Here is a 22,519-nt window from a genome sequence, read left to right on the forward strand (position 1 = left end):
CGCGGACCCGACCTGCTCGCACGCCGGCGCGATCGGCCGGTACGCGCACGCCGGCGCGATCGGCCGGCACGCGCGCGTGCTCGTCCGGGCCCGCCGCTAGGACGTCGACGGGCTCGGATCGCCGCTGTCGGTGCCGCCGCCCGGCGGTGGTGTCGGGTCGCCGGGGTCGGACGGGGTGGGCTCGCTCGGCGTGGGCTCCGGGTCGGGTGACGGAGGCGGGTCGCTAGGCGCGGGTTCGGTGGGCGCGGAGGTCGTCGGCGTCGGTTCGGGTTCGGACGGGAGCGGCTCGGCGGGCGTGCTGGGCGCCGGGTCCGGGCCGGGGTCCGAGGGCGTGGGGGCGGTGCCGTAGCCGGTGATGGAGACGACGGCGCCGGCGGGTGAGACGGCCACCCGCGCGGTCCAGTGCCCGGACGGCTCGCGCAGATGGTCGACGTACACCTTGATCGTCAGTGATTCGCCGGGCCGCAGCGTGCCGGCGGACTGGCTGAGGTAGAGCCAGGCGGCACCGGTGGAGGCGGACCAGCGCACCGGGGCGGAGCCGGAGGCGGTCAGGGTGATCAGGGTGGTGTCGCCGCTGTTGTCGGCGGCCACCTCCAGCTGGCCCGCGCCCTTGCGGCCGGCGCCGGTGACGCTGATGACCTCCACGGACACGTCGGAGGCGTTGCTCTGGGAGAAGCGGCCGCCGGGCCGGGTGCTGGCGTTGCCCGCGTTCTCGTAGCCGCCGGCCGCCGCGCCGTCGAGGCCGCCCGCGGTGTCGTCGCGGCTGGCGGTGGTCGCGTGACCGCCCTCGCCGTCGTCGGTGACGGGGGCGCCCCGGTAGGCGGACCACAGGGCGATCACGGGTGCGGCGACGACGGTGGCGACGACGGTCGTGGTGACGGCCCGCGCGCGCAGGCGGTCGCGGCGGGCTGCGCGGTCCTTGGGGTCCATGGGGAAGCCGCGCCGGTCGAAACGGGGCGCGGCGGCTCCCCGCGCGCGCGGGTGGTGGGCCATGGCGAGGTGGAGTGCCGCGCGGGGCGCGTCCAGCAGGGGCAGTTCGGCGGGCGTGACGGCGGCGCCGGGCCAGCGGCCGGGGACCGCGCGTTCGGCGCCGCGGCGGCAGCGCGGGCAGTCGTCGACGTGCCGGACCAGTTCGCGGCGCAGGGCGGGGCTGAGGACCAGCTGGTGGTCGCCGGTGAGGCGGGCGACGCTCGGACAGCCGCCGGTCTCCACGACGGCGAGGACCGCGCGGGTGCGTTCGACCTCGCAGGCGGCGGTGGCCAGCAGCTCGCGGGCGGCGGCGAGGTCCATGCCGAGGACGGCGGCGACCTCGTGGGCGGCCAGGTGATGGCGGACGGCCAGCTCCAGGGCCTCGCGCTGCTCCGGGGTGGTGCCGGCCGCCTCCGGCCAGGCGAGCCGGGCGAGTTCGCGCCGGCGCTCCTCCTGGACCTCCTCGGAGACGGGCGGGGCGGGCGGCGTGGACGGCTGGCGGGCGGGGCTGTGGCGGCCCGCCGCGTGGGTGCCCTGACGTTTCTGCTTGGCCTCGGCCAGCTTGCGCAGGCAGGCCCAGCGGGCCAGTGCGTACAGCCAGGCGCGGCGGTCCCCGGCGGCCTCCGGGGCGCGCTGGCCGCGCCGCTCGGCGACGGCCAGCACCTCGCCGAGGGCGGCGGTCGCGGCGTCGTGGTCGCAGAGCACGGAGAGGCAGTAGGTGAACAGCCCGTCGAGGTACGGCTCGTACCGCGCGGGCGGGCGCTGCGCGAGGGTGCGCGCCGCAGCGCGGTCGCGCGCCTCGCGGTGCGCCCGGTGTGCGCCGGTCGTGCGGGTCGAGGTCTGCGGGCTGCTGCTCATCACCCGGTGACCGTAGGGGGCCGAGCACGACCCCTTCCGCCCCCTTGAGCGCTTTTAACCCGTACGGGTGAAACGATCCCTCATAAGGGGACAGGAGCCGTTCGTTCCGTGGCGCGATCACGATGGCGGTGGCCGGTTCACATGGGTGGTGAGCCGGTTTCCCAGAGGCGGCGAGCCGGTCCGTCCGGCATTGTCAGTGCGGCCGGTTACGGTTTCGTCCATGGCTGCCCGTACGAAGACCACCAAGGACCGCCCGTCCTACCGCTGCACGGAATGCGGCTGGCAGACGGCCAAGTGGCTCGGCCGCTGCCCCGAGTGCCAGGCCTGGGGGACGGTCGAGGAGTACGGCGCGCCCGCGGTGCGGACCACCGCTCCGGGCCGGGTCACCAGCTCCGCGGTCCCCATCGGCCAGGTCGACGGCCGCCAGGCCACCGCCCGCTCCACCGGCGTGCCCGAGCTCGACCGCGTGCTCGGCGGCGGTCTGGTGCCCGGCGCGGTCGTGCTGCTCGCGGGCGAGCCCGGCGTCGGCAAGTCGACGCTGCTGCTGGACGTGGCGGCGAAGTCGGCGAGCGAGGAGCACCGGACCCTCTATGTGACGGGTGAGGAGTCGGCGAGCCAGGTGCGGCTGCGCGCCGACCGCATCAACGCCCTCGACGAGCATCTGTACCTCGCGGCCGAGACCGATCTGTCGGCCGTGCTCGGCCACCTGGACGCGGTCAAGCCCTCGCTGCTGATCCTGGACTCCGTGCAGACCGTGGCCTCCCCGGAGATCGACGGCGCGCCCGGCGGCATGGCCCAGGTCCGCGAGGTGGCCGGCGCCCTGATCCGGGCCTCCAAGGAGCGCGGCATGTCCACCCTCCTGGTGGGCCATGTCACCAAGGACGGCGCGATCGCCGGCCCCCGTCTGCTGGAGCACCTGGTGGACGTCGTCCTGCACTTCGAGGGCGACCGGCACGCGCGGCTGCGCCTGGTGCGCGGCGTCAAGAACCGGTACGGCGCCACGGACGAGGTCGGCTGCTTCGAACTGCACGACGAGGGCATCACGGGCCTCACCGACCCGAGCGGACTTTTCCTGACACGTCGTGACGAACCGGTCCCCGGTACCTGTCTGACCGTCACCCTGGAGGGCCGCCGCCCCCTGGTCGCCGAGGTCCAGGCGCTCACCGTCGACTCCCAGATCCCCTCCCCGCGCCGCACCACCTCCGGCCTGGAGACCTCCCGCGTCTCGATGATGCTCGCCGTCCTGGAACAGCGCGGCCGGATCAGCGCCCTGGGCAAGAGGGACATCTACTCCGCGACGGTCGGCGGTGTGAAGCTCTCCGAGCCGGCCGCCGACCTCGCGATCGCGCTCGCCCTGGCCTCGGCCGCCAGCGACACCCCGCTGCCCAAGAACCTTGTCGCGATCGGCGAGGTGGGCCTCGCGGGCGAGGTCAGACGGGTCACGGGCGTCCAGCGCCGGCTCTCCGAGGCGCACCGGCTGGGCTTCACGCACGCGCTGGTCCCGAGCGACCCCGGCAAGATCCCGGCCGGTATGAAGGTGCTGGAAGTGGCGGACGTCGGAGAGGCCCTGAGGGTCCTCCCCCGCTCCCGTCGCCGAGACGCCCCCCGGGAGGCGGAGGACCGCCGGTAGACTTTGCCCTGGTCTCGCCCGTCCGTACGAACCGAGTGCGCGTTGCGGGAGCGCCCCAGAACCTGCGACCGGAGGAGTGCAGTGGCAGCCAACGACCGGGCAGCAGGCCCCGGAAAGTCCGGTGGGAGTTCCGGCACCGATGGCCTGATGCGCGCCTCACTGAGCGCCGTGGCTCCCGGTACGGCCCTGCGCGACGGCCTGGAGCGGGTGCTGCGCGGCAACACCGGCGGCCTCATCGTGCTCGGCTCGGACAAGACCGTCGAGGCCATGTGCACCGGCGGCTTCGTCCTCGACGTCGAGTTCACCGCGACCCGGCTGCGCGAGCTGTGCAAGCTGGACGGCGGCATCGTGCTCTCCTCGGATCTGTCGAAGATCCTGCGGGCGGGCGTGCAGTTCGTGCCCGACGCCACGATCCCGACCGAGGAGACCGGCACCCGGCACCGCACCGCGGACCGCGTCTCCAAGCAGGTCGGCTTCCCGGTGGTCTCCGTCTCCCAGTCGATGCGGCTGATCGCGCTGTACGTCGACGGCCAGCGCCGGGTCCTGGAGGACTCGGCGGCGATCCTCTCCCGCGCCAATCAGGCACTGGCGACCCTGGAGCGGTACAAGCTCCGTCTCGACGAGGTCGCGGGCACCCTGTCGGCGCTGGAGATCGAGGACCTGGTCACGGTCCGGGACGTCTCCGCGGTCGCCCAGCGCCTGGAGATGGTCCGCCGGATCGCGACCGAGATCGCCGAGTACGTGGTGGAGCTCGGCACCGACGGCCGCCTCCTCGCCCTCCAGCTGGACGAGTTGATCGCCGGTGTGGAGCCGGAGCGCGAGCTGGTGGTGCGGGACTACGTGCCGGAGCCGACCGCCAAGCGCTCCCGCACGGTCGACGAGGCGCTGTACGAGCTGGACGCGCTCAGCCACGCCGAGCTGCTGGAACTTCAGACGGTGGCGCGCGCGTTGGGGTACACCGGTTCGCCGGAGGCGCTGGACTCCGCGGTGTCGCCGCGCGGCTTCCGCCTGCTGGCCAAGGTGCCGCGGCTGCCCGGCGCGATCATCGACCGGCTGGTGGAGCACTTCGGCGGGCTGCAGAAGCTGCTCGCCGCGAGCGTCGACGACCTCCAGACCGTGGACGGTGTGGGCGAGGCCCGCGCGCGCAGCGTGCGGGAGGGCCTGTCGCGCCTGGCGGAGAGCTCGATCCTGGAGCGGTACGTCTGACGGACACGCCGACAGAGACGTCGAAGAGGGCCGCACCCCGTGGGGTGCGGCCCTCTTGCGCTGTTCTCCGGCCCGTCCGGCCGGCTCAGTCCGCGTCCAGGACGAACGACGTCTGCACCTTCGCAAAGCCCGCGGCCTTGGCCTCCAGCAGATAGGTGTCCGCCTCGGCCGTACCCGCCGGCGGCGTCGCGCACCGGGCAACGCTCGGCTTGCGGTCCCATTCGACGGTGTACGTGATGCTGCTCCCGGCCGGCACCCGGTAGTGCAGGCTGCCCGCGCCCTTGGGACAGTCCGCTGAGGACCAGTAGGCGTCGTCGCCGTCGGCCTGAGTGATCGTCAGGACGGTGCCGCGCGGGCCGAGATCGACCTTGCAGTCACTGCCGGAGGTGTTCTTCGCGGTGATCCGGAACGCCGGCGTCTGGTCGGGCGAGTAGGAGTTGCGGACACTGCGGACGCTCAAGGTGACGGCGTTCGCGGTGCAGTTGGGGAGATCCGAGCCCGCGGGCAGCGCGTCGCCGGTGCTCACCCCGCCGGCCACGTCGCCGCCGCCGGACCCGCCGTCGGAACCGCCCGCCGTGCCGTCCGCGCCGTCCGAACCGCCGGCGCCGCCGGAGCTCTCGCCGGAGTCGTCGCCCGAACCGGAACCGTCGCCGGAACCGCCGGTCTCCGCCGAGCCGCCGGAGCCCTCGTCGCCCGACTCGTCGCGTCCGCCCGGGTGTTCACTGATCGCGGGCCCGGAACCGGACGGTCCGGGGGTGATCGAGGGCGCGGGGTTCTTGCCGTTGGAACCGTCGGCGCCGTTGGTGCCGCCGCCGTCGCCCGAGATGAGGATCCAGGCGGTCAGCAGCGCCAGCACGGCGACCACGGACAACAGGATGACCCTCCGTCGCCAGTAGATGGAGGAGGGAAGCGGCCCGACCGGATTGCGCAGTGATCCCACGGCGCAAACTGTACGAGAGATCGGCGCGTTCACCGGCCCCACCCGCCGCTCGGGCCACAACTTTTCCGGATCATCATTCCGGAATCAAATGTTCCACCGCTGCTGGTCCTCTTGTATGCCTTCGCAGTCGCGCCGCTTGCACCTCTGGCCATGGGTTGGCCACGCCGTTGCCGCCCCTCCCCCGTCACCCCCGTAGGTCATGGCAGGATCGGAAGGCCATGACTGCGCCCACGAAGCCCCCGCACACCAGCGCCGGCGCCACCGATCTCCCGGCCGGCATCGCCACCGACCTCCCGACCGGCACCTCCGGCACGCCCGGCACTCCCGGCCCCTCAGCCGGCACCGCCGCCGCCGGCGAGGCCCTGCACACCCCTGTCATCGCCTGGTTCGACGAGCACGCGCGCGACCTGCCCTGGCGGCGCCCGGACGCCGGGCCGTGGGGCGTGATGGTCAGCGAGTTCATGCTCCAGCAGACGCCGGTCAACCGTGTCCTGCCCGTCTACGAACAGTGGCTGGCGCGCTGGCCCCGCCCCGCCGACCTGGCCCAGGAGCCGCCCGGCGAGGCCGTCCGCGCCTGGGGCCGGCTCGGCTATCCGCGCCGCGCGCTGCGGCTGCACGGCGCCGCGGTCGCCATAACGGAACGGCACGGCGGCGACGTACCGACGGACCACGCGCAGCTGCTCGCGCTGCCCGGCATCGGCGAGTACACGGCCGCCGCGGTGGCCTCCTTCGCGTACGGCCAGCGGCACCCGGTGCTGGACACCAATGTGCGCCGGGTCTTCGCCCGCGCGGTGACCGGCGTGCGGTACCCGCCGAACGCCACCACCGCCGCGGAGCGCCGGCTGGCCCGCGCGCTGCTGCCCGAGGAGGAACGCACCGCCGCCCGCTGGGCCGCCGCCTCGATGGAGCTGGGCGCGCTGGTGTGCACCGCCAAGAACGAGTCGTGCCACCGCTGCCCGATCGCCGCGAGCTGCGCCTGGCGGCTCGCGGGCAAGCCGGAGCACGAGGGCCCGCCGCGCCGCGGCCAGACGTACGCGGGTACCGACCGGCAGGTGCGCGGCAAGCTCCTCGCCGTGCTCCGCGAGGCGCACGCGCCGGTCCCGCAGGCCGCGCTGGACCAGGTGTGGCACGAGCCGGTGCAGCGCGCCCGGGCACTGGACGGCCTGGTCGCCGACGGTCTGGTCGAGCCGCTGCCGGACGGGATGTACCGGCTGCCGCTGAGCTGACGGACAGCCGTGTCACAGCCGTACGGGCCGGCAGGACCCTGAACGCGCCCACCGAATCGCCCCATACCCACCCGATCCGATCCGCCTCTTTACCCCGCTCCTACTTCCGTTACACAACCGACGGACAGCTGAGCGTTTCCCGCAGGCTGCTTCGGACAGCCCCGTGACAACGCCTCCGTAGCTTCTTTCCCGTGCCCGGCAGGGACGGGGACTGGCACCGGGAAACGGGGAAAGCGGAGGCGGTTGATCATGGCGCAGGGCGAGGTGCTCGAATTCGAGGAGTACGTGCGCACCCGGCAGGACGCGCTGCTGCGCAGCGCCCGGCGGCTGGTGCCGGACCCGGTCGACGCCCAGGACCTGCTCCAGACGGCGCTGGCGCGGACCTACGGCCGCTGGGACGGCATAGCCGACAAGCGGCTGGCGGACGCCTATCTGCGCCGGGTCATGATCAACACGCGGACCGAGTGGTGGCGGGCGCGGAAGCTGGAGGAGGTCCCGACCGAGCAGCTGCCGGACGCCTCCGTCGACGACTCCACCGAGCAGCACGCGGACCGCGCCCTGCTGATGGACGTCATGAAGGTGCTCGCCCCCAAGCAGCGCAGCGTGGTCGTGCTGCGACACTGGGAGCAGATGTCCACGGAGGAGACGGCCGCCGCCCTCGGCATGTCGGCCGGAACGGTCAAGAGCACGCTGCACCGGGCGCTCGCCCGGCTCCGCGAGGAGCTGGAGGCCCGCGATCTGGACGCACGCGCGCTGGAGCGTGAGGAGCGGGAGCGTTGCGCGGCCTGACCGGCGCGAAGTGCCGAGGCGATGACGGCGTCCCGGACGACGCGAGCGAACGAGGCGACCCCCGCGATCGCGGCGGCCCTCACGATCGCAGCGGCCCCCTCGACCCAGGCGGCCTCCATCGTCAGGGCGGCCCGCGCGATCAAAGCGGCCTCCGTCGCCAGAGCCGCCCCCGCGACCAGGGCAGTCCAGGCGCGCGGGCGGTGAGCAGGGCGGTGGTGCTGTTCGCCGCCCTCGCCCTGTCTCTGACGGCCTGCGCGACCGGCGGCACCGGCGCCCGTGACGAAGGGCCGGCGCAGGTCGGCGCGGCCGCGGGCGCCGGCACCGCGCCGTCCGCCCAGCCGTCGCCGTCCGCCACCCCGGGCCGGCTGGACGCCGTCCGGCTGGTGCGCAGCGACCCCCGGGTCTCGGCGCGCGTCAAGCACGAGCTGCGCCCGTGCGTCCCCGGCGAGTACCCGGTCGACGTGTCGTACGGCGACCTGACCGGCGGCGCCGCGACCGATCTCGTGGTCAACGTGCTGACCTGCGGCGACGCGGTCGGCGTCGGGTCGTACGTGTACCACCTGGCGGACGGCCGGTACGAGAATGTCTTCGGTGCCGAGGAGTCACCGGTCTACGCCGAGATCGACCGCGGCGACCTGGTGGTGACCAAGCAGGTGTACGAGAAGGGCGACCCGGTCTCGAACCCCTCCGGCGAGGTCGTGATCACCTACCGCTGGGCCGGGAGCCGCTTCGCCGAGGAGTACCGCACGCACAACGACTACGGCACCGCCGTGGGCAGCGACTTCTCCCCGACACCGGCGAGCGGCTGACGCCCCGGCCCCCGATCCCACCCCGAGAGCAACAGACCAGCACCCACGGAGCATCCGGATGGCAGACCAGACCCACGTCCTGTTCGTCGAGGACGACGACGTCATCCGCGAGGCCACCCAGCTCGCCCTGGAGCGGGACGGCTTCGCGGTCACCGCCATGCCCGACGGGCTGTCGGGACTGGCGGCGTTCCGCGCCGACCGCCCGGACATCGCCCTGCTGGACGTGATGGTTCCCGGTCTCGACGGGGTCAGCCTGTGCCGCCGGATCCGCGACGAGTCGACCGTGCCGGTGATCATGCTGTCCGCGCGGGCCGACGCCATCGATGTCGTCCTGGGCCTGGAGGCGGGCGCCGACGACTATGTGACCAAGCCGTTCGACGGTGCCGTGCTGGTCGCGCGGATCCGCGCGGTGCTGCGCCGGTTCGGGCACGCCGGCGGCGGCGACCGGACCGAGGAGGCCGGCTCCGCGGACGGCGGGGTGCTGACCTTCGGCGATCTGGAGATCGACACCGAGGGCATGGAGGTGCGCCGGGGCGGGCGGCCGGTGGCGCTGACGCCGACCGAGATGCGGCTGCTGCTGGAGTTCTCCGCCGCGCCCGGCACCGTGCTGTCCCGCGACAAACTGCTGGAGCGGGTGTGGGACTACGGCTGGGGCGGCGACACCCGGGTCGTCGACGTCCATGTGCAGCGGCTGCGGCAGAAGATCGGCCAGGACCGGATCGAGACGGTCCGCGGCTTCGGTTACAAACTGAAGGCCTGAGCGGGGGCGGTCGAGGTCATGCGGGGGATCACACGGCTGACCGCCCGGCGCGCGGACGTCCGCGCGCTGTTCGGCGGCCGGCTCGACTCGGGTCTGCGCACCGGCCTGCGCTGGAAGCTGAGCGCGGCGATCGCGCTGGTCGGCGCGCTGGTCGCGGTGACGCTGAGCCTGGTGGTGCACAACGCCGCCCGGGTCTCGATGCTGGACAACGCGCGCGACCTGGCGGACGAGCGCATCCAGATCGCCCAGCGCGACCTCGCCGACGTCCAGATCGCCCAGCACACCTTCGACCTGTCCAACCGGGCCAACTTCGCCAACGTCCGGATCGACGACCCGAACCTGCCGCGTGAGCTGCGGGTGAAGGTCGAGGCGGGGCGCCGGGCGACGTATGTGACCGACAGCCCCGGCGGCACGCCGGACGTCTGGGCAGCCGTACCGCTCGCCGACGGGCATGTGCTGTCGCTGCACACCGGGCTCACCGACCGCAGCACCGACATCCTCAACGACCTCGACCAGGCCCTGCTGATCGGTTCGATCGCGGTGGTGCTCGGCGGCAGCGCGCTCGGGGTGCTGATCGGCGGGCAGCTGTCGGGCCGGCTGCGCAAGGCGGCGGCCGCGGCGGGCCAGGTCGCCAAGGGCGAGCCGGACGTACGGGTGCGGGAGGCCATCGGCGGGGTGGTCCGGGACGAGACCGACGATCTCGCGCGGGCGGTGGACGCGATGGCGGACGCGCTCCAGCAGCGGCTGGAGGCCGAGCGCCGGGTCACCGCGGACATCGCGCACGAGCTGCGCACCCCGGTGACCGGGCTGCTCACCGCCGCCGAGCTGCTGCCGCCGGGCCGCCCGACCGAGCTGGTGCTGGACCGGGCGAAGGCGATGCGCACCCTGGTCGAGGACGTGCTGGAGGTGGCGCGCCTGGACGGGGCGTCGGAGCGGGCGGAGCTGCAGGACATCCTGCTGGGCGAATTCGTGGCCCGGCGGGTGGCGGCGAAGGACCCGGAGACCGTGGTGCGGGTGGTGCACGAGTCGGAGGTCACCACCGATCCGCGCCGCCTGGAGCGGGTGCTGTTCAACCTGCTCGCCAACGCCGCCCGGCACGGCAGGCCGCCCGTCGAGGTGACGGTCGAGGGCCGGGTGATCCGGGTCCGCGACCACGGGCCCGGCTTCCCGGAGGACCTGCTGGCCGAGGGCCCGAGCCGCTTCCGCACCGGCACCATGGACCGTGCCGGGCGCGGCCACGGGCTGGGGCTCACCATCGCCGCCGGTCAGGCGAGGGTGCTGGGCGCTCGCCTGACCTTCCGCAACGTACGGTCGCCGGGCGCGCCGGCGCAGGTCCCGGCCGAGGGCGCGGTCGCCGTGCTGTGGCTGCCGGAGCACGCGCCGACGAACACGGGCAGCTATCCGATGCTGCCGCTCGCGGACATTCCCTGACCGGGGCCGGTACGCCGGCGACCCCGGGCGCGCGAAGCGTCCGGGGTCGTGGCATGGATCAGCCGGTGCGGTGGCCTCAGACCGTCAGGCCCTTGGCGCGCAGGAAGGCGACCGGGTCGACGGCGGTGCCGTAGTTCGGGGTGGTGCGGATCTCGAAGTGCAGGTGCGGACCGCTGGAGTTGCCGGTGTTGCCGGACGAGGCGATCTGCTGGCCGGTCGCGACGACCTGGCCGATCTTCACGTTGATCTTCGAGAGGTGCGCGTACTGGGAGTACGTGCCGTTGCCGTGCTTGATGACGACGGCGTTGCCGTACGCGGGGCCGTCGCCGGCGCCGTTGCCGCCGGCCTTGACGACGGTGCCGCCGTGGGCGGCGACGACCTTGGTGCCGACCGGCACGGCGAAGTCCTGGCCGCTGTGGGTGGACTGCCAGCGGGCGCCGTTCTGCGCGAAGCTGGCGGTCTTGGTGTAGCCCTTCACCGGGGCGACCCAGGAGGTGGCCTTCTTTGCGGCGGCCGTCTTGGCCGTAGCCGCCTTGGCGCTCGCCGCCTGCTTGGCCTGCGCCGCCGCCTTGGCCTGTGCGGCGGCCTGCGCCTGCACCGCGTTCGCGACACCGGTCGTGGTGGTGGTCGCGGTGGCGGCCGTGGCGGTGGCGGCGGTCGCGACCCCGGCGCCCAGTACGGCGGTCATGCCGACACCGGCGGCCAGGACGGCCACGCGGTTGCGAAGGAGGGCCGTACGGGGGGAACGGGACGTGACACGCGAAGACATTCGTTACCTCGGGAGGTCGGGGGCAGTGAGAACCACCCGCACCGAGGCATCGGTTCCGGATGGCCATCCCTTGGTAACCCGCACCGCCACAAGGGCTCAAACCCCCCTTCTACGGCCCAAGCTAGTACTTGAGCCCGATACTTCCTGACTCTTGACACAGCCCTCATTCGGGACGAACCACCCCATCCACCTGTTTCCAGCCCAAGCTTCCTGGCGCTTTCGTCCCATTTGCCCGAATCGGCCTTTTTACTATTCCGGCTAGTACCGGACAAATCGCCTGTGCGCCATGTCACCGGGGGGCAAGATCCACGGACCCCGGAATGTGACCGGCGCTACGCTGCTGGTCAGACGGGGTGTCGACGGGTTTCGGGGGAGGCCGGGATGGAACCGACGGCCATCGGGGTCAGGCTGGCGACGGCGATTGTGACGCCGCTCATACGAAAGCTCTTCGTTCACGAGGGCCCGGGCGCCGGGCTCGTCGACCGGCCGGTCCGGATCTCCGGCCAGGTGTCGTTCCGCGGCGAGAAGCGGCGGCTCGGCCGGGCGGACGTCCAGCGGCTGGCCGCCGAACTGGTGCGGCAGGCCCTGCGGGCCGGCGAGCGCCCGCTGCCCGAGGACGAGGAGCAGGCCGTCGTGCACGCGCTCGCCGACACCCTGCACGCGCTCGGCGACCTCACCATGACCGACGTCCAGGCCGTGGAGCTGGGCCCCGAGGCCCTGGCCGCACGGCTCCGCACGGCCGCCGGCGACCCCGCCCGCCACCTCTCCCGCGACGCGGAGCTCTTCCTCGACCGGCTGCTCACCACCGCCTGCCTGCACATTCTGCACTTCTTCACCCAGCGCTCCACCTTCGTGGCCCGCACCCTCGTCGAACAGACCCGCCGCCAGAGCGCACTGCTGACCAGAATCGACGAGCTGATCACCCGCACCGCACCGCCGTCCGGCGGCGACGCGGCCTTCGAACAGCGCTACCTCTCCTACGTCGCCACCCGCCACGCCCACCTCACGATCTACGGCATCGACCTGGTCGACTCCCCCGACCGCTGGCCGCTGGACGCCGCCTACCTGAGCCTGACCGCCCTGCACCCGGACGCCGGAGACGACCGCACCGGCGGCCCCGGCGGACCGCCCGCCGCCACCGCCACCTCCCTGCCCGCCGACCGCGCGCTCACCGAGCACGACCGGGTCCTGCTGCGCGGCGTGGCCGGCTCCGGGAAGACCACGCTGGTGCAGTGGCTGGCGGTCACCGCGGCGAGGGGGGAGCGCGGCGACCGGATCCCCTTCGTACTGCCGCTGCGCACCCTGGTCCGCCGCCCCGACGGCCTGCCCGCGCCCGACGCCTTCCTCACCGCCGTACGCGTCCCCTTCCACGCCGGACAGCCCGACGGCTGGGCCGACCGGGTGCTCGGCGACCGGCGCGCGCTGCTCCTCGTCGACGGCATCGACGAGATCCCCGAGCGGGACCGCGAGCGCACCCGGCGCTGGCTGCGGGAGCTGCTGGACGTCTATCCCGGCAACCAGTGGCTGGTCACCTCCCGCCCGTCCGCCGTCCGCGCCGACTGGCTGGCCGCCGACGGCTTCACCGAACTCGCCCTCACCCCCATGAGCGGCGACGACGTGGCCGCCTTCGTCGCCCGCTGGCACGCCGCAGCGCGCGCCGACGCCCGCGATCCCGGCCGCCTCGACGCCTACGAGCGCTCCCTCCTGGACGCCGTCCGCACCACGCCCGACCTCGGCCGCCTCGCCACCAACCCGCTGATGTGCGGTCTGATCTGCGCCCTGCACCGCGACCGGCGCGGCTATCTGCCGCACGGGCGGAAGGAGCTGTACGACGCCGCGCTGTCGATGCTGCTCGCCCGGCGGGACGTCGAACGCGACATGATCACCACGGGCGACCCGTCCGAGGGCGTCCACCTCACCGAGCCGCCCCAGATCCAGCTCCTCCAGCGGCTCGCCTACTGGCTGGTCCGCAACAACCAGTCGGAACTGGACCGCGACCGCGCGCTCCGCGTGATCGCCGACACGCTGCCCGCCCTCCCGGCCGCCGCCGCCCAGGGCGACGCCGAGCGGATCCTCGGCCATCTGCTGCTGCGCAGCGGTCTGCTGCGCGAACCGGCCGCCGGCACCGTGGAGTTCGTCCACCGCACCTTCCAGGACTACCTCGGCGCGAAGGCCGCCGTGGAGGACGGCGACTTCGGGCTGCTGGTGCGCGGCGCGGCGGACGCGCAGTGGGCGGACGTGATCCGCATGGCGGTCGCCCACGCCCGGCCCCGGGAGCGCGCCGCGCTGCTGCGCGACCTGACCGAGGCGGCCGACCGGCTGGAAGGCGCCGCGAGCACCCGCGTACGACTGCTGGCGCTGGCCTCGCTGGAGCACGCCACGGAGCTCGACCCGGAGGTCCGGGCCGAGGTCGAACGGCGGGCCGCCGCGCTGATCCCGCCGCGCACCACCCAGGAGGCCCGCGCGCTGGCGGAGGCCGGACCGCTCGCGTTGGAGCTGCTGCCGGGGCCGGAGGGGCTGAGCGAGGAGGAGGCGCGGGCGGTCGTCGTGACGGCGTCGCTGATCGGGACGGAGCCGGCGATCGCGGTGCTGGCCCGGTTCCGCGACCATCCCGCGCTGGAGGTCCGGGTCCAGCTCACCTGGACTTGGCACCGGTTCCCGGTACGGCGGTACGGGGCGGAGGTCGTGGCCCGGCTCCGCGAGGAGGACCTGTTCTTCGCCGCGCACTCCGCCGAGCACCTGCGCTTCCTGCGCGAGCTGGGCGGGCGCCGGTCGGTCCAGGTGTCGGGGCCCGTCCCCGGTGACGCGCTCGCGGCGGAACTCGTGCCCGAGCGCACCGAGCAACTGGTCGTCCGGGGCAACGACGGACTGCGCGACCTGAGCTGCCTCGCCGGGCTGCACCGGCTGAGCTATCTCGACCTCAGCCGGTGCCCGCAGATCGACGATCTCGCGCCGCTGGCCGGGCTTCCGCTGTCGTGGCTGTCGCTGGGCCTGCTGCCGGGGCTGGAACGGCCCGGAGCGCTGACCGTCCTCGCCGGTTCGCGGACGCTGGACCAGCTCGACCTGGGGGTGCCGCTGATGGCCGGCTCCCTCGACGAGGCGCTGCCGGCCGGTCTGCCACTGCGCTATCTGCGGTTCACGGCGAAGGCGTTGCGGCACACCGGACTGCGCGGCCTGCACCGGTTCCGCTCGCTGCGGCAGTTGAGTCTCGCCTCGCTGGACGAACCGCTCGCCCCCTCGGACTTCGAGGAGATCGCCCGGCTTCCGGAGCTCACGGAGCTGCGGATCAACTGGGCGGCCGTCGGCTGGCAGGGCCCGCCGCTGCCCCGGATCACCGGTCTGCGGCTGAACGCCTTCCAGGGCGTCGAGGACCTCTCCCGGCTCCCGGAGCTGTTCCCCGGCCTGCGCGAGGTGACGGTCGTGCCCGCGCCGGAGGTGTCCGAGATCCCGGCCGAGCTGCTCGCCCGGCTGCCCGTCACGCCCACCGTGGCACGAATCCGCGCGGTCGTGTGATGCAGACCCCTAGCCTCCTACCGCCCGGTAACCCTACGGTTCTGCTCGCGTCACCCTCACCGACGAACATGCACACGACACGTGGCAGCACCGATGTGAGAGGACCCCCCACCCATGACGAGATCCGGGATGCGCCGCACGGCCACCCTTGCCGTCAGCGCGACCGCCCTCGTGGCCTTCGCCGCCCCCGCCGAGGCCGCGACCGCCGAGGCCACGACCACCGCCGGCACCACGACGGTCGCCACCGCGACCGCCACCGCCGCGGCGGCCGTCGACTACGCCACCTGGCAGCGGGACTGCCAGGCCGTGATGGACCGGGCACTGCCCGCCCTCGAACAGCGGATCGCCCAGCCCCGGCCGGGCGAGAAGCAGGCGATCGTCTTCGACATCGACAACACCGCGCTGGAGACCGACTTCGGCTTCAGCTACCCGCAGCCCGCCAACCAGCCCGTCCTCGACGTCGCCGAGTACGCCCAGGAGCACGGCGTCGCCCTGTTCTTCGTGACCGCGCGCCCCGGCCTCCTCCACGCGCCCACCGAGTACAACCTGGAGAGGGCCGGCTACGAGGTCTCCGGGCTCCACCTGCGCGGCTTCCTCGACCTCTTCAAGAACGTCGCCGACTACAAGACGGCCCAGCGCGTCGCCATCGAGTCCAAGGGCTACACGATCATCGCGAACATCGGCAACAGTGCCACCGACCTGTCGGGCGGCCACGCCGAGACGACGTACAAGCTGCCGGACTACGACGGGCAGCTGTCGTAGGAACCGGTCGCGGGCATGCGAAAGGGCCGGTGCCCGTCAGGCACCGGCCCTCTCACACGCCGTGACGCTTACGCGTCCTTGCTCAGGTTCGGCCCGGCACCGCCGGCCGCCTGCTCGATCGGCGGGACGTCGGGCAGCGCCGACTTCTCCTCACCGCGGAAGGTGAAGGTCTGCGTCTCACCCTCGCCCTCGGTGTCCACGACCACGATGTGACCGGGGCGCAGCTCGCCGAAGAGGATCTTCTCCGACAGCGTGTCCTCGATCTCGCGCTGGATGGTGCGGCGCAGCGGACGCGCACCCAGCACCGGGTCGTAGCCCTTCTTGGACAGCAGCTCCTTGGCGGACTGGGAGAGCTCGATGCCCATGTCCCGGTCCTTCAGGCGCTCGTCCACCTTGCCGATCATCAGGTCGACGATCGCGAGGATGTCCTCCTGCGTCAGCTGCGGGAAGACGACCACGTCGTCGACACGGTTGAGGAACTCGGGCCGGAAGTGCTGCTTGAGCTCGTCCGAGACCTTGTTCTTCATGCGCTCGTAGTTGGTCTTCTTGTCGCCCGAGGCCGCGAAGCCCAGGTTGAAGCCCTTGGAGATGTCCCGGGTGCCGAGGTTGGTCGTCATGATGATGACCGTGTTCTTGAAGTCCACGACCCGGCCCTGGGAGTCGGTCAGACGACCGTCCTCCAGGATCTGCAGCAGCGAGTTGAAGATGTCCGGGTGGGCCTTCTCGACCTCGTCGAAGAGGACGACGGAGAACGGCTTGCGGCGGACCTTCTCGGTCAGCTGGCCGCCCTCCTCGTAGCCCACGTAGCCGGGAGGCGAACCGAAGAGCCGCGACACCGTGTGCTTCTCGCTGAACTCCGACATGTCGAGGGAGATCAGCGCGTCCTCGTCACCGAAGAGGAACTCGGCGAGCGCCTTGGACAGCTCGGTCTTACCGACACCGGACGGGCCGGCGAAGATGAACGAGCCACCCGGACGCTTCGGGTCCTTCAGACCCGCACGCGTACGGCGGATCGCCTTCGACAGCGCCTTGACGGCGTCCGTCTGGCCGATGACCCGCTTGTGCAGCTCCTCCTCCATGCGGAGCAGGCGGCTGGACTCCTCCTCGGTCAGCTTGAAGACCGGGATGCCGGTGGCCGTGGCGAGGACCTCGGCGATCAGCTCGCCGTCGACCTCGGCGACGACGTCCATGTCGCCGGCCTTCCACTCCTTCTCCCGCTTGGCCTTGGCGGCGAGGAGCTGCTTCTCCTTGTCGCGCAGGGAGGCGGCCTTCTCGAAGTCCTGCGAGTCGATCGCGGACTCCTTGTCGCGGCGGACGCCGGCGATCTTCTCGTCGAACTCGCGCAGGTCCGGCGGCGCGGTCATCCGGCGGATGCGCATCCGGGAACCGGCCTCGTCGATCAGGTCGATCGCCTTGTCCGGCAGGAAGCGGTCCGAGATGTAGCGGTCGGCCAGGGTGGCGGCCTGGACCAGCGCCTCGTCGGTGATGGAGACGCGGTGGTGCGCCTCGTACCGGTCGCGCAGACCCTTGAGGATCTCGATCGTGTGCGGCAGGGACGGCTCGGCGACCTGGATCGGCTGGAAGCGGCGCTCGAGGGCCGCGTCCTTCTCCAGGTGCTTGCGGTACTCGTCCAGCGTGGTCGCACCGATGGTCTGGAGCTCACCACGGGCCAGCATCGGCTTCAGGATGGAGGCGGCGTCGATGGCGCCCTCGGCGGCACCCGCACCGACCAGCGTGTGCAGCTCGTCGATGAACAGGATGATGTCGCCGCGGGTGCGGATCTCCTTGAGCACCTTCTTCAGGCGCTCCTCGAAGTCACCGCGGTAGCGGGAGCCGGCGACCAGCGCGCCGAGGTCCAGGGTGTAGAGGTGCTTGTCCTTGAGGGTCTCGGGCACCTCGCCCTTGACGATGGCCTGGGCCAGGCCCTCGACGACGGCGGTCTTGCCGACGCCGGGCTCACCGATCAGGACCGGGTTGTTCTTGGTGCGGCGGGACAGCACCTGCATGACCCGCTCGATCTCCTTCTCGCGCCCGATGACCGGGTCGAGCTTGGACTCACGAGCGGCCTGGGTGAGGTTCCGGCCGAACTGGTCGAGGACCAGGGACGTGGAGGGCGTGCCCTCGGCAGGACCACCGGCGGTGGCGGTCTCCTTGCCCTGGTAACCGGAGAGCAGCTGGATCACCTGCTGCCGCACGCGGTTCAGATCAGCGCCCAGCTTGACCAGGACCTGGGCGGCGACGCCCTCGCCCTCGCGGATCAGGCCGAGCAGGATGTGCTCCGTGCCGATGTAGTTGTGGCCCAGCTGAAGGGCCTCGCGGAGCGACAGCTCCAGGACCTTCTTGGCACGGGGGGTGAAGGGGATGTGGCCCGAGGGCGCCTGCTGGCCCTGGCCGATGATCTCCTCCACCTGCTGGCGGACCGCCTCGAGCGAAATCCCGAGGCTCTCAAGGGCCTTGGCGGCGACACCCTCACCCTCGTGGATCAGGCCCAGGAGGATGTGCTCGGTGCCGATGTAGTTGTGGTTGAGCATCCGGGCTTCTTCCTGAGCCAGGACGACAACCCGCCGCGCGCGGTCGGTGAACCTCTCGAACATCGTTAATCGCTCCTCAGAGCGGTCAGGCAGTAAGGGGAACTTCCCCTCCCTGTCCTTCCGCAGCTTAGTCCCGCAAGCGGGGACCGCTCATTCCAACTGCCGACACCGTCCTTGGCCTCCTGACCCCGAACGCCGACATCTGCTCCAACCCGATGGTGCGAGACGATGTTCCCGCAGGCCAGGCAGTTACCCCAGTCGCCACTACGCCGATGGCGAACGTGAGACGTCCTTTCCCGCGCGTCGCCCCCTCCCACTAGGGATGTCTTACCCGCTGCTACGGACAGTCCATGCCGCGCGCACCGTTTCCCTCCGCTACGGGCGAACAACCTTGTGCCTCCCCGCACCCCCACACGCCCCCATTTCCGACACTGTGAGCATTGACGCGACCACCCAGCGTAACCTGGCCGGTCTTTCGTCGGTTGCGCAGGGCATGGCTGGCGCAGACCCCCGATCGCCTCGGTCCGGCACGGTCCCGCTCCCCCGCCGACCGCTCGCCGAGAGCGACCGGCTCCGGGACCGGTACGAGAACGATCTGGGCTGGCCCGTGATGCCCGGCAGGCCGTTGCGGCTGGTGGCGGGCGTGCGCTTCGACGTCCTGGACGTCCCCGCGGCGGCCGGCCTCGCCGCGCTGCGGCACCTCGCCCCGCACTCCCCGGTGGCGGCGCAGGGCGACCGGGTGCGCATCCTGGTGGCCCCGGGCAGCGCGCGGGAGCTTCCCGGACTGCTCGACTGGCTGGAGTGGGGCTCGCTGGAGCTGGACCTCACGGCGCTGGACGACGGCGCGCTGCTGGATGCGCCGGAGCTGGGCGCTCAGTGGGCCCTCGACGGCTCACCGGTTACCGGGCCGTGGGCGGAGGGTGGGTCGCGGAGCGGGCCGCCGGTCGCCGTCGGCCGCGCCGGCTCTGTGCAGGGGGCCGCCGTGTGGGTGCGGCCCCCCGGACCGGGAGGCGAGGTCGAGTCCTCGCTGCCGACGCTGTCGGCCTTGGGGGGCGGTGGGGGCGCCCCCGATCTGGTGCGCGTCGTGGACACGGTGGCGACGCAGTGCCACCGGATCCGGCTGCGGCGTACCTGTGCTCAGCCGTTGGCCTTCTCGTAAGCCTCGCGAATGGACGCCGGAACGCGGCCGCGGTCATTGACCTCGTAACCGTTCTCCTTCGCCCAGGCGCGGATGGCGGCGGTGTCCTGGCTGCCGCCGGAAGCGACCCGCGCCTTTCCGCGCCCGCCCGCGGCACGGCCTCCGGTACGACGGCCACCCTTCACATAGGGGTCGAGAAGGCTGCGAAGCTTGTCCGCATTGGCGGTCGTGAGATCGATCTCGTACGTCTTGCCGTCCAGCGCGAACGTCACCGTCTCGTCCGCCTCGCCGCCGTCGAGGTCGTCGACAAGAAGGACCTGAACCTTCTGTGCCACCGGATTTCCTTTCATCGATAACGTGAGGACCGGGGTCTGCGGCGTCCGCCGTTTCGCCGCCCCTTGTTATATGCAGTACTGCAGTACGTCGGAAAGCAAACCGCTTTTGCTGGAAAAACACAAACCCCTGGGAGAGACCCACAGCCCGTCTCCGGTCCGGAAACATGCGCGTTTCGGACATAGGGAACCCGGGCAGGGTCGCCGGGGCGGAATAGCGATGATCACAGATGCAGAAGCATCCGGCTGTTGCCCAAGGTGTTCGGTTTCACTCGTTCGAGACCCAGGAACTCCGCGACGCCCTCGTCATAGGAACGCAGCAGCTCCGCGTAGACATCCGTGTCCACCGGTGTCTCACCGATCTCCACGAAGCCGTGCCTGCCGAAGAACTCGACTTCGAAGGTGAGGCAGAAAACCCGGCGAACGCCGAGCCAGCGCGCGGTCTGAAGCAACTTCTCCAGCAACTGGTGACCGACGCCGGCCCCCTTGAGGCCGGGCTTCACGGCGAGAGTGCGGACTTCCGCCAGGTCTTCCCACATGACGTGGAGTGCGCCACAGCCGACCACCTCGGCGTTGTCGTCACGTTCCGCGACCCAGAACTCCTGGATGTCCTCGTAAAGCGTCACCGTCGCTTTGTCGAGCAGGATGCTGTGCTGGACGTACGCGTCAAGGAGTCGGCGGACGGCGGGGACATCGCTGGTGCGGGCCCGTCGGACGGTGATGGCTTTAGCGGGGACTTCGGGGTACTCGGCGGAGGGGCGCTCTGCTGACATGTGCGGACGCTATCGCCCGCGCCGCTCCGCTGCCGAGTCGGGGTTCTCCGGGACGGCCGGCGGTTCTTCTCGTCGCCGTTCGGGTTCCGGCGCGGGTGTTTCCGGACCTCCGACGATGCGTACGGCGTCCCGCAGCGCGTAGCGCTGTTCCTCGCTCATCATGCCGAAGAAGGCGACGAGTGCGGCTGCCGGGTTGTCGCTCTGGGACCAGGCGTCGTTCATCAGGGCGGCGGCGTAGGCGGCCCGGGTGGAGACCGCCTCATATCGATAGGCCCGGCCTTCCGCCTCACGGCGGACCCAGCCCTTCTGATGGAGATTGTCCAAAACGGTCATCACCGTGGTGTAGGCGATGGTCCGTTCCTGCTGAAGGTCTTCCAGGACTTCTCGAACGGTCACCGGGCGGTTCCACTTCCACACCCGCGTCATGACCGCGTCTTCGAGTTCTCCCAATGGGCGAGGCACAGTTTGAACAATAGTGGGAGATCTCGGCAATGGCGTGCCGGACGGGCCCTTTCGCTGCAAACGGGAGCAAAAAGGACGCCCGCGTGAGCGGGCGTGGGGGGAGGGCCGGGACGGTGGGGTTCTGGCTCAGGCGTCCGTCGGGGAGGCGGACGCCGAGGACTGGCGGGCGCTCTCCGCGCGCGCGAGCGCGGCGTCGACGGCCGCGTCCTCCTTGGCCTTGTTGGCCCCGCCCTGGGTCTTCACGATCACCCTGATCACGCCGATGAAGAACACGGCCATCACGACGGGGGGCAGAAGCGCGGAGACGTATTCCATGGCTCCAGGGTAATCGCGCGGGAACGGGGACCCGGGGCGGGGTGGTGTCAGCCGACGGCCAGCTGCTGCGGGGGGTTCGCGGGCGGCTGGGGCGGCTTGCGGCGCGGGAAGACCTCGCCCGGGGTGGGGATGGGGCGGCGGACCGGGGGCTGCGGGGCGGACGGCGCGGGGGCCGGCTGGGCGGGCCTCTCCGCGGGCTCCTTCTCGGGCTGCCGGGCGGGCCGCTCGGGACTCTCGGCGACGCCCCGGCCGCCGGGGAGGGCGAGGAGGCGGGTGCGGGAGGCGGGGACGAGGGGCTTGGGCCGCGGCACCGGGGCGGTCCGGCGGGCGAGACGGGCGCGGACGTCCAGCTCGGCGAGGGTCTGGCAGCGGTCGAGCAGGGCGGCCGCGGTGGGGTTGCCGCGCAGGGCGCGGAGGGCGGCGAGGTCGTCGGGGACGGGGTGGTGACCGGCGCTCAGGGCCTCCTCCAGGAGCGTGAGGTAGCCGGCGGCGGTGCCGGGGAGGGCGGCGCGGTAGCGGGCGAGGTCGGCCACGAGGAAGGCCCGCAGGCGGGCGCCCTCGCGCATCGCCTCGTCGAGCGACTCCGCCAGGCCGAGACAGTCCTGGACGTCCTCGGCGGAGGCCTGGCCGGGGTGAAGGGCGAGGGCGAGAGCGCGACGGAGCACACGCAGCTCCTCCACACCGAACGCCATGCCGCCGCGGGATCCGTAGGGCGTGGGCATGCGGCGACGATACGCGCTAATCAGACAAACCCGGCATACCACCTGGGTGTGGCGCACGATGCCACCCGTATGCCCAGAGTGCCGGGGGCGGGGGGGCGGGGGGCGGGGACGGGGGGCGTGACGGGGACGGGGATGGGGGTGGGCTGCCGAGAGGCTGGGGCGCGAGGTGGCCGGGTGCCAGGGGGCGGGGTGCGCGGGGGCGCCGGGATACCGGGCGGGGGCACCGGCTTGCGCGGGAGCACCGGGTACCGGGGGCGGCGGCGCCGGGCGCCGGGAGGCCGGGGCACGGGGGGCGCGGCGCCGGGTGCCGGGGTGAGGGGACATCGGCGCGCCGGGACGCCAGGTACGCGGGAGCGCCGGGACGCCAAGGCGCCGGATGCGGGAGCGGGACGGGGGCGCGGCTGCGCTGGACGCCGGGGCCCGGGGCGCCAGGACGCCAGGTACGCGGGAGCGCCGGGACGCCAAGGCGCCGGATGGCGGGACGGGGGCGCGGCTGCGCTGGACGCCGGGGCCCGGGGCGCCGGGACGCCGGGACGCCAGGTACGCGGGAGCGCCGGTGCACCCAGACACCGAGACACCGGATA

At 72.6% G+C, this 22,519-nt stretch carries 19 protein-coding genes; 10 read left to right on the forward strand and 9 right to left on the reverse strand.

Annotation, left to right across the window (positions count from 1 at the left end; all coding sequences use genetic code 11):
* Positions 1-96: 96 nt before the first annotated feature.
* A complete protein-coding gene (locus ABT232_RS16885) occupies positions 97-1,827 on the reverse strand; it encodes a BACON domain-containing protein (protein ID WP_450871668.1) in 1,731 nt (576 codons plus the stop codon).
* A gap of 220 nt (positions 1,828-2,047) precedes the next feature.
* Between ABT232_RS16885 and radA the strand changes: the two genes are divergently transcribed.
* Positions 2,048-3,457, forward strand: a complete 1,410-nt coding sequence (gene radA, locus ABT232_RS16890) for a DNA repair protein RadA (protein WP_351840683.1) — start codon at positions 2,048-2,050, stop codon at positions 3,455-3,457.
* Between the two features lie 81 nt (positions 3,458-3,538).
* Positions 3,539-4,663: a DNA integrity scanning diadenylate cyclase DisA gene (gene disA / locus ABT232_RS16895; RefSeq protein ID WP_351840684.1), complete on the forward strand. Its 1,125-nt coding sequence runs from the start codon at positions 3,539-3,541 to the stop codon at positions 4,661-4,663.
* An 85-nt stretch (positions 4,664-4,748) separates the two neighbouring features.
* Here the strand turns inward: disA and ABT232_RS16900 are convergent, their stop codons facing one another.
* Complete coding sequence (locus ABT232_RS16900; RefSeq protein ID WP_351840685.1) at positions 4,749-5,603, reverse strand: hypothetical protein; 855 nt, start codon at positions 5,601-5,603, stop codon at positions 4,749-4,751.
* A gap of 218 nt (positions 5,604-5,821) precedes the next feature.
* Between ABT232_RS16900 and ABT232_RS16905 the strand changes: the two genes are divergently transcribed.
* The 5 genes from ABT232_RS16905 (at position 5,822) to cseC (ending at position 10,618) form a co-directional block, all read left to right on the forward strand.
* On the forward strand, positions 5,822-6,829 hold the full coding sequence (locus ABT232_RS16905) for an HhH-GPD family protein (protein WP_351840686.1): 1,008 nt from the start codon (positions 5,822-5,824) through the stop codon (positions 6,827-6,829).
* 249 nt (positions 6,830-7,078) lie between these two features.
* The gene (locus tag ABT232_RS16910) at positions 7,079-7,618 is read left to right on the forward strand and encodes a SigE family RNA polymerase sigma factor (protein WP_043502979.1); all 540 of its coding nucleotides are present in this window, start codon (positions 7,079-7,081) and stop codon (positions 7,616-7,618) included.
* Between the two features lie 200 nt (positions 7,619-7,818).
* Positions 7,819-8,427 (forward strand): hypothetical protein, encoded by a 609-nt coding sequence (locus ABT232_RS16915; protein ID WP_351840687.1) that lies wholly within the window; start codon positions 7,819-7,821, stop codon positions 8,425-8,427.
* A 58-nt stretch (positions 8,428-8,485) separates the two neighbouring features.
* Positions 8,486-9,187 carry a two-component system response regulator CseB gene (cseB, locus tag ABT232_RS16920; RefSeq protein ID WP_351840688.1) on the forward strand — a complete coding sequence of 234 codons (702 nt, stop codon included), beginning with the start codon at positions 8,486-8,488 and terminating at the stop codon, positions 9,185-9,187.
* Positions 9,188-9,205: 18 nt separating this feature from the next.
* Positions 9,206-10,618 (forward strand): two-component system sensor histidine kinase CseC, encoded by a 1,413-nt coding sequence (gene cseC, locus ABT232_RS16925; protein ID WP_351840689.1) that lies wholly within the window; start codon positions 9,206-9,208, stop codon positions 10,616-10,618.
* A 76-nt stretch (positions 10,619-10,694) separates the two neighbouring features.
* Here the strand turns inward: cseC and ABT232_RS16930 are convergent, their stop codons facing one another.
* Positions 10,695-11,387 carry a M23 family metallopeptidase gene (locus ABT232_RS16930; RefSeq protein WP_351840690.1) on the reverse strand — a complete coding sequence of 231 codons (693 nt, stop codon included), beginning with the start codon at positions 11,385-11,387 and terminating at the stop codon, positions 10,695-10,697.
* A 381-nt stretch (positions 11,388-11,768) separates the two neighbouring features.
* Between ABT232_RS16930 and ABT232_RS16935 the strand changes: the two genes are divergently transcribed.
* Together ABT232_RS16935 and ABT232_RS16940 are read left to right on the forward strand one after the other, a co-directional pair.
* Positions 11,769-14,900: an NACHT domain-containing protein gene (locus ABT232_RS16935; RefSeq protein WP_351840691.1), complete on the forward strand. Its 3,132-nt coding sequence runs from the start codon at positions 11,769-11,771 to the stop codon at positions 14,898-14,900.
* 114 nt (positions 14,901-15,014) lie between these two features.
* Positions 15,015-15,662, forward strand: a complete 648-nt coding sequence (locus tag ABT232_RS16940; protein WP_351840692.1) for an HAD family acid phosphatase — start codon at positions 15,015-15,017, stop codon at positions 15,660-15,662.
* A gap of 68 nt (positions 15,663-15,730) precedes the next feature.
* Here ABT232_RS16940 and ABT232_RS16945 read toward each other — a convergent pair whose 3' ends face one another.
* A complete protein-coding gene (locus tag ABT232_RS16945) occupies positions 15,731-18,256 on the reverse strand; it encodes an ATP-dependent Clp protease ATP-binding subunit (protein WP_351840693.1) in 2,526 nt (841 codons plus the stop codon).
* 430 nt (positions 18,257-18,686) lie between these two features.
* On the opposite strand from ABT232_RS16945, the gene ABT232_RS16950 reads away from it, so the two are divergent.
* The gene (locus tag ABT232_RS16950) at positions 18,687-19,352 is read left to right on the forward strand and encodes an SCO3374 family protein (RefSeq protein ID WP_351840694.1); all 666 of its coding nucleotides are present in this window, start codon (positions 18,687-18,689) and stop codon (positions 19,350-19,352) included.
* On the opposite strand, the gene ABT232_RS16955 is transcribed toward ABT232_RS16950, so the two are convergent.
* From ABT232_RS16955 to ABT232_RS16975, 5 genes are all read right to left on the reverse strand, one after another.
* A complete protein-coding gene (locus ABT232_RS16955) occupies positions 19,331-19,666 on the reverse strand; it encodes a histone-like nucleoid-structuring protein Lsr2 (protein ID WP_351840695.1) in 336 nt (111 codons plus the stop codon). The genes ABT232_RS16950 and ABT232_RS16955 overlap by 22 nt on opposite strands.
* 221 nt (positions 19,667-19,887) lie before the next feature.
* A complete protein-coding gene (locus ABT232_RS16960; RefSeq protein ID WP_351840696.1) occupies positions 19,888-20,436 on the reverse strand; it encodes an amino-acid N-acetyltransferase in 549 nt (182 codons plus the stop codon).
* Positions 20,437-20,445: 9 nt separating this feature from the next.
* Positions 20,446-20,862, reverse strand: coding sequence for a BlaI/MecI/CopY family transcriptional regulator (locus ABT232_RS16965; protein WP_450871669.1), 417 nt, complete (start codon positions 20,860-20,862; stop codon positions 20,446-20,448).
* A gap of 162 nt (positions 20,863-21,024) precedes the next feature.
* Positions 21,025-21,213 carry a hypothetical protein gene (locus ABT232_RS16970; protein ID WP_351840698.1) on the reverse strand — a complete coding sequence of 63 codons (189 nt, stop codon included), beginning with the start codon at positions 21,211-21,213 and terminating at the stop codon, positions 21,025-21,027.
* A 47-nt stretch (positions 21,214-21,260) separates the two neighbouring features.
* On the reverse strand, positions 21,261-21,905 hold the full coding sequence (locus ABT232_RS16975; RefSeq protein ID WP_351840783.1) for a hypothetical protein: 645 nt from the start codon (positions 21,903-21,905) through the stop codon (positions 21,261-21,263).
* Positions 21,906-22,519 lie beyond the last annotated feature (614 nt).

Origin of the sequence: Streptomyces sp. NPDC001532 (assembly GCF_040298625.1) — a bacterium.
In the GTDB taxonomy this organism is placed as follows: Bacteria; Actinomycetota; Actinomycetes; order Streptomycetales; family Streptomycetaceae; genus Streptomyces.

What these genes read in the sequence shown, in the direction of transcription:
- cseC (WP_351840689.1), top strand. Translation starts at nt 9,206, where the DNA reads ATGCGGGGGATCACACGGCTGACCGCCCGGCGCGCGGACGTCCGCGCG.
- ABT232_RS16930 (WP_351840690.1), bottom strand. Translation starts at nt 11,387, where the DNA reads ATGTCTTCGCGTGTCACGTCCCGTTCCCCCCGTACGGCCCTCCTTCGC.
- ABT232_RS16885 (WP_450871668.1), bottom strand. Translation starts at nt 1,827, where the DNA reads ATGAGCAGCAGCCCGCAGACCTCGACCCGCACGACCGGCGCACACCGG.
- radA (WP_351840683.1), top strand. Translation starts at nt 2,048, where the DNA reads ATGGCTGCCCGTACGAAGACCACCAAGGACCGCCCGTCCTACCGCTGC.
- ABT232_RS16905 (WP_351840686.1), top strand. Translation starts at nt 5,822, where the DNA reads ATGACTGCGCCCACGAAGCCCCCGCACACCAGCGCCGGCGCCACCGAT.
- ABT232_RS16935 (WP_351840691.1), top strand. Translation starts at nt 11,769, where the DNA reads ATGGAACCGACGGCCATCGGGGTCAGGCTGGCGACGGCGATTGTGACG.
- cseB (WP_351840688.1), top strand. Translation starts at nt 8,486, where the DNA reads ATGGCAGACCAGACCCACGTCCTGTTCGTCGAGGACGACGACGTCATC.
- ABT232_RS16970 (WP_351840698.1), bottom strand. Translation starts at nt 21,213, where the DNA reads ATGGAATACGTCTCCGCGCTTCTGCCCCCCGTCGTGATGGCCGTGTTC.
- ABT232_RS16945 (WP_351840693.1), bottom strand. Translation starts at nt 18,256, where the DNA reads ATGTTCGAGAGGTTCACCGACCGCGCGCGGCGGGTTGTCGTCCTGGCT.
- ABT232_RS16965 (WP_450871669.1), bottom strand. Translation starts at nt 20,862, where the DNA reads ATGACGCGGGTGTGGAAGTGGAACCGCCCGGTGACCGTTCGAGAAGTC.
- ABT232_RS16960 (WP_351840696.1), bottom strand. Translation starts at nt 20,436, where the DNA reads ATGTCAGCAGAGCGCCCCTCCGCCGAGTACCCCGAAGTCCCCGCTAAA.
- ABT232_RS16910 (WP_043502979.1), top strand. Translation starts at nt 7,079, where the DNA reads ATGGCGCAGGGCGAGGTGCTCGAATTCGAGGAGTACGTGCGCACCCGG.
- ABT232_RS16950 (WP_351840694.1), top strand. Translation starts at nt 18,687, where the DNA reads ATGGCTGGCGCAGACCCCCGATCGCCTCGGTCCGGCACGGTCCCGCTC.
- ABT232_RS16940 (WP_351840692.1), top strand. Translation starts at nt 15,015, where the DNA reads ATGACGAGATCCGGGATGCGCCGCACGGCCACCCTTGCCGTCAGCGCG.
- ABT232_RS16975 (WP_351840783.1), bottom strand. Translation starts at nt 21,905, where the DNA reads ATGGCGTTCGGTGTGGAGGAGCTGCGTGTGCTCCGTCGCGCTCTCGCC.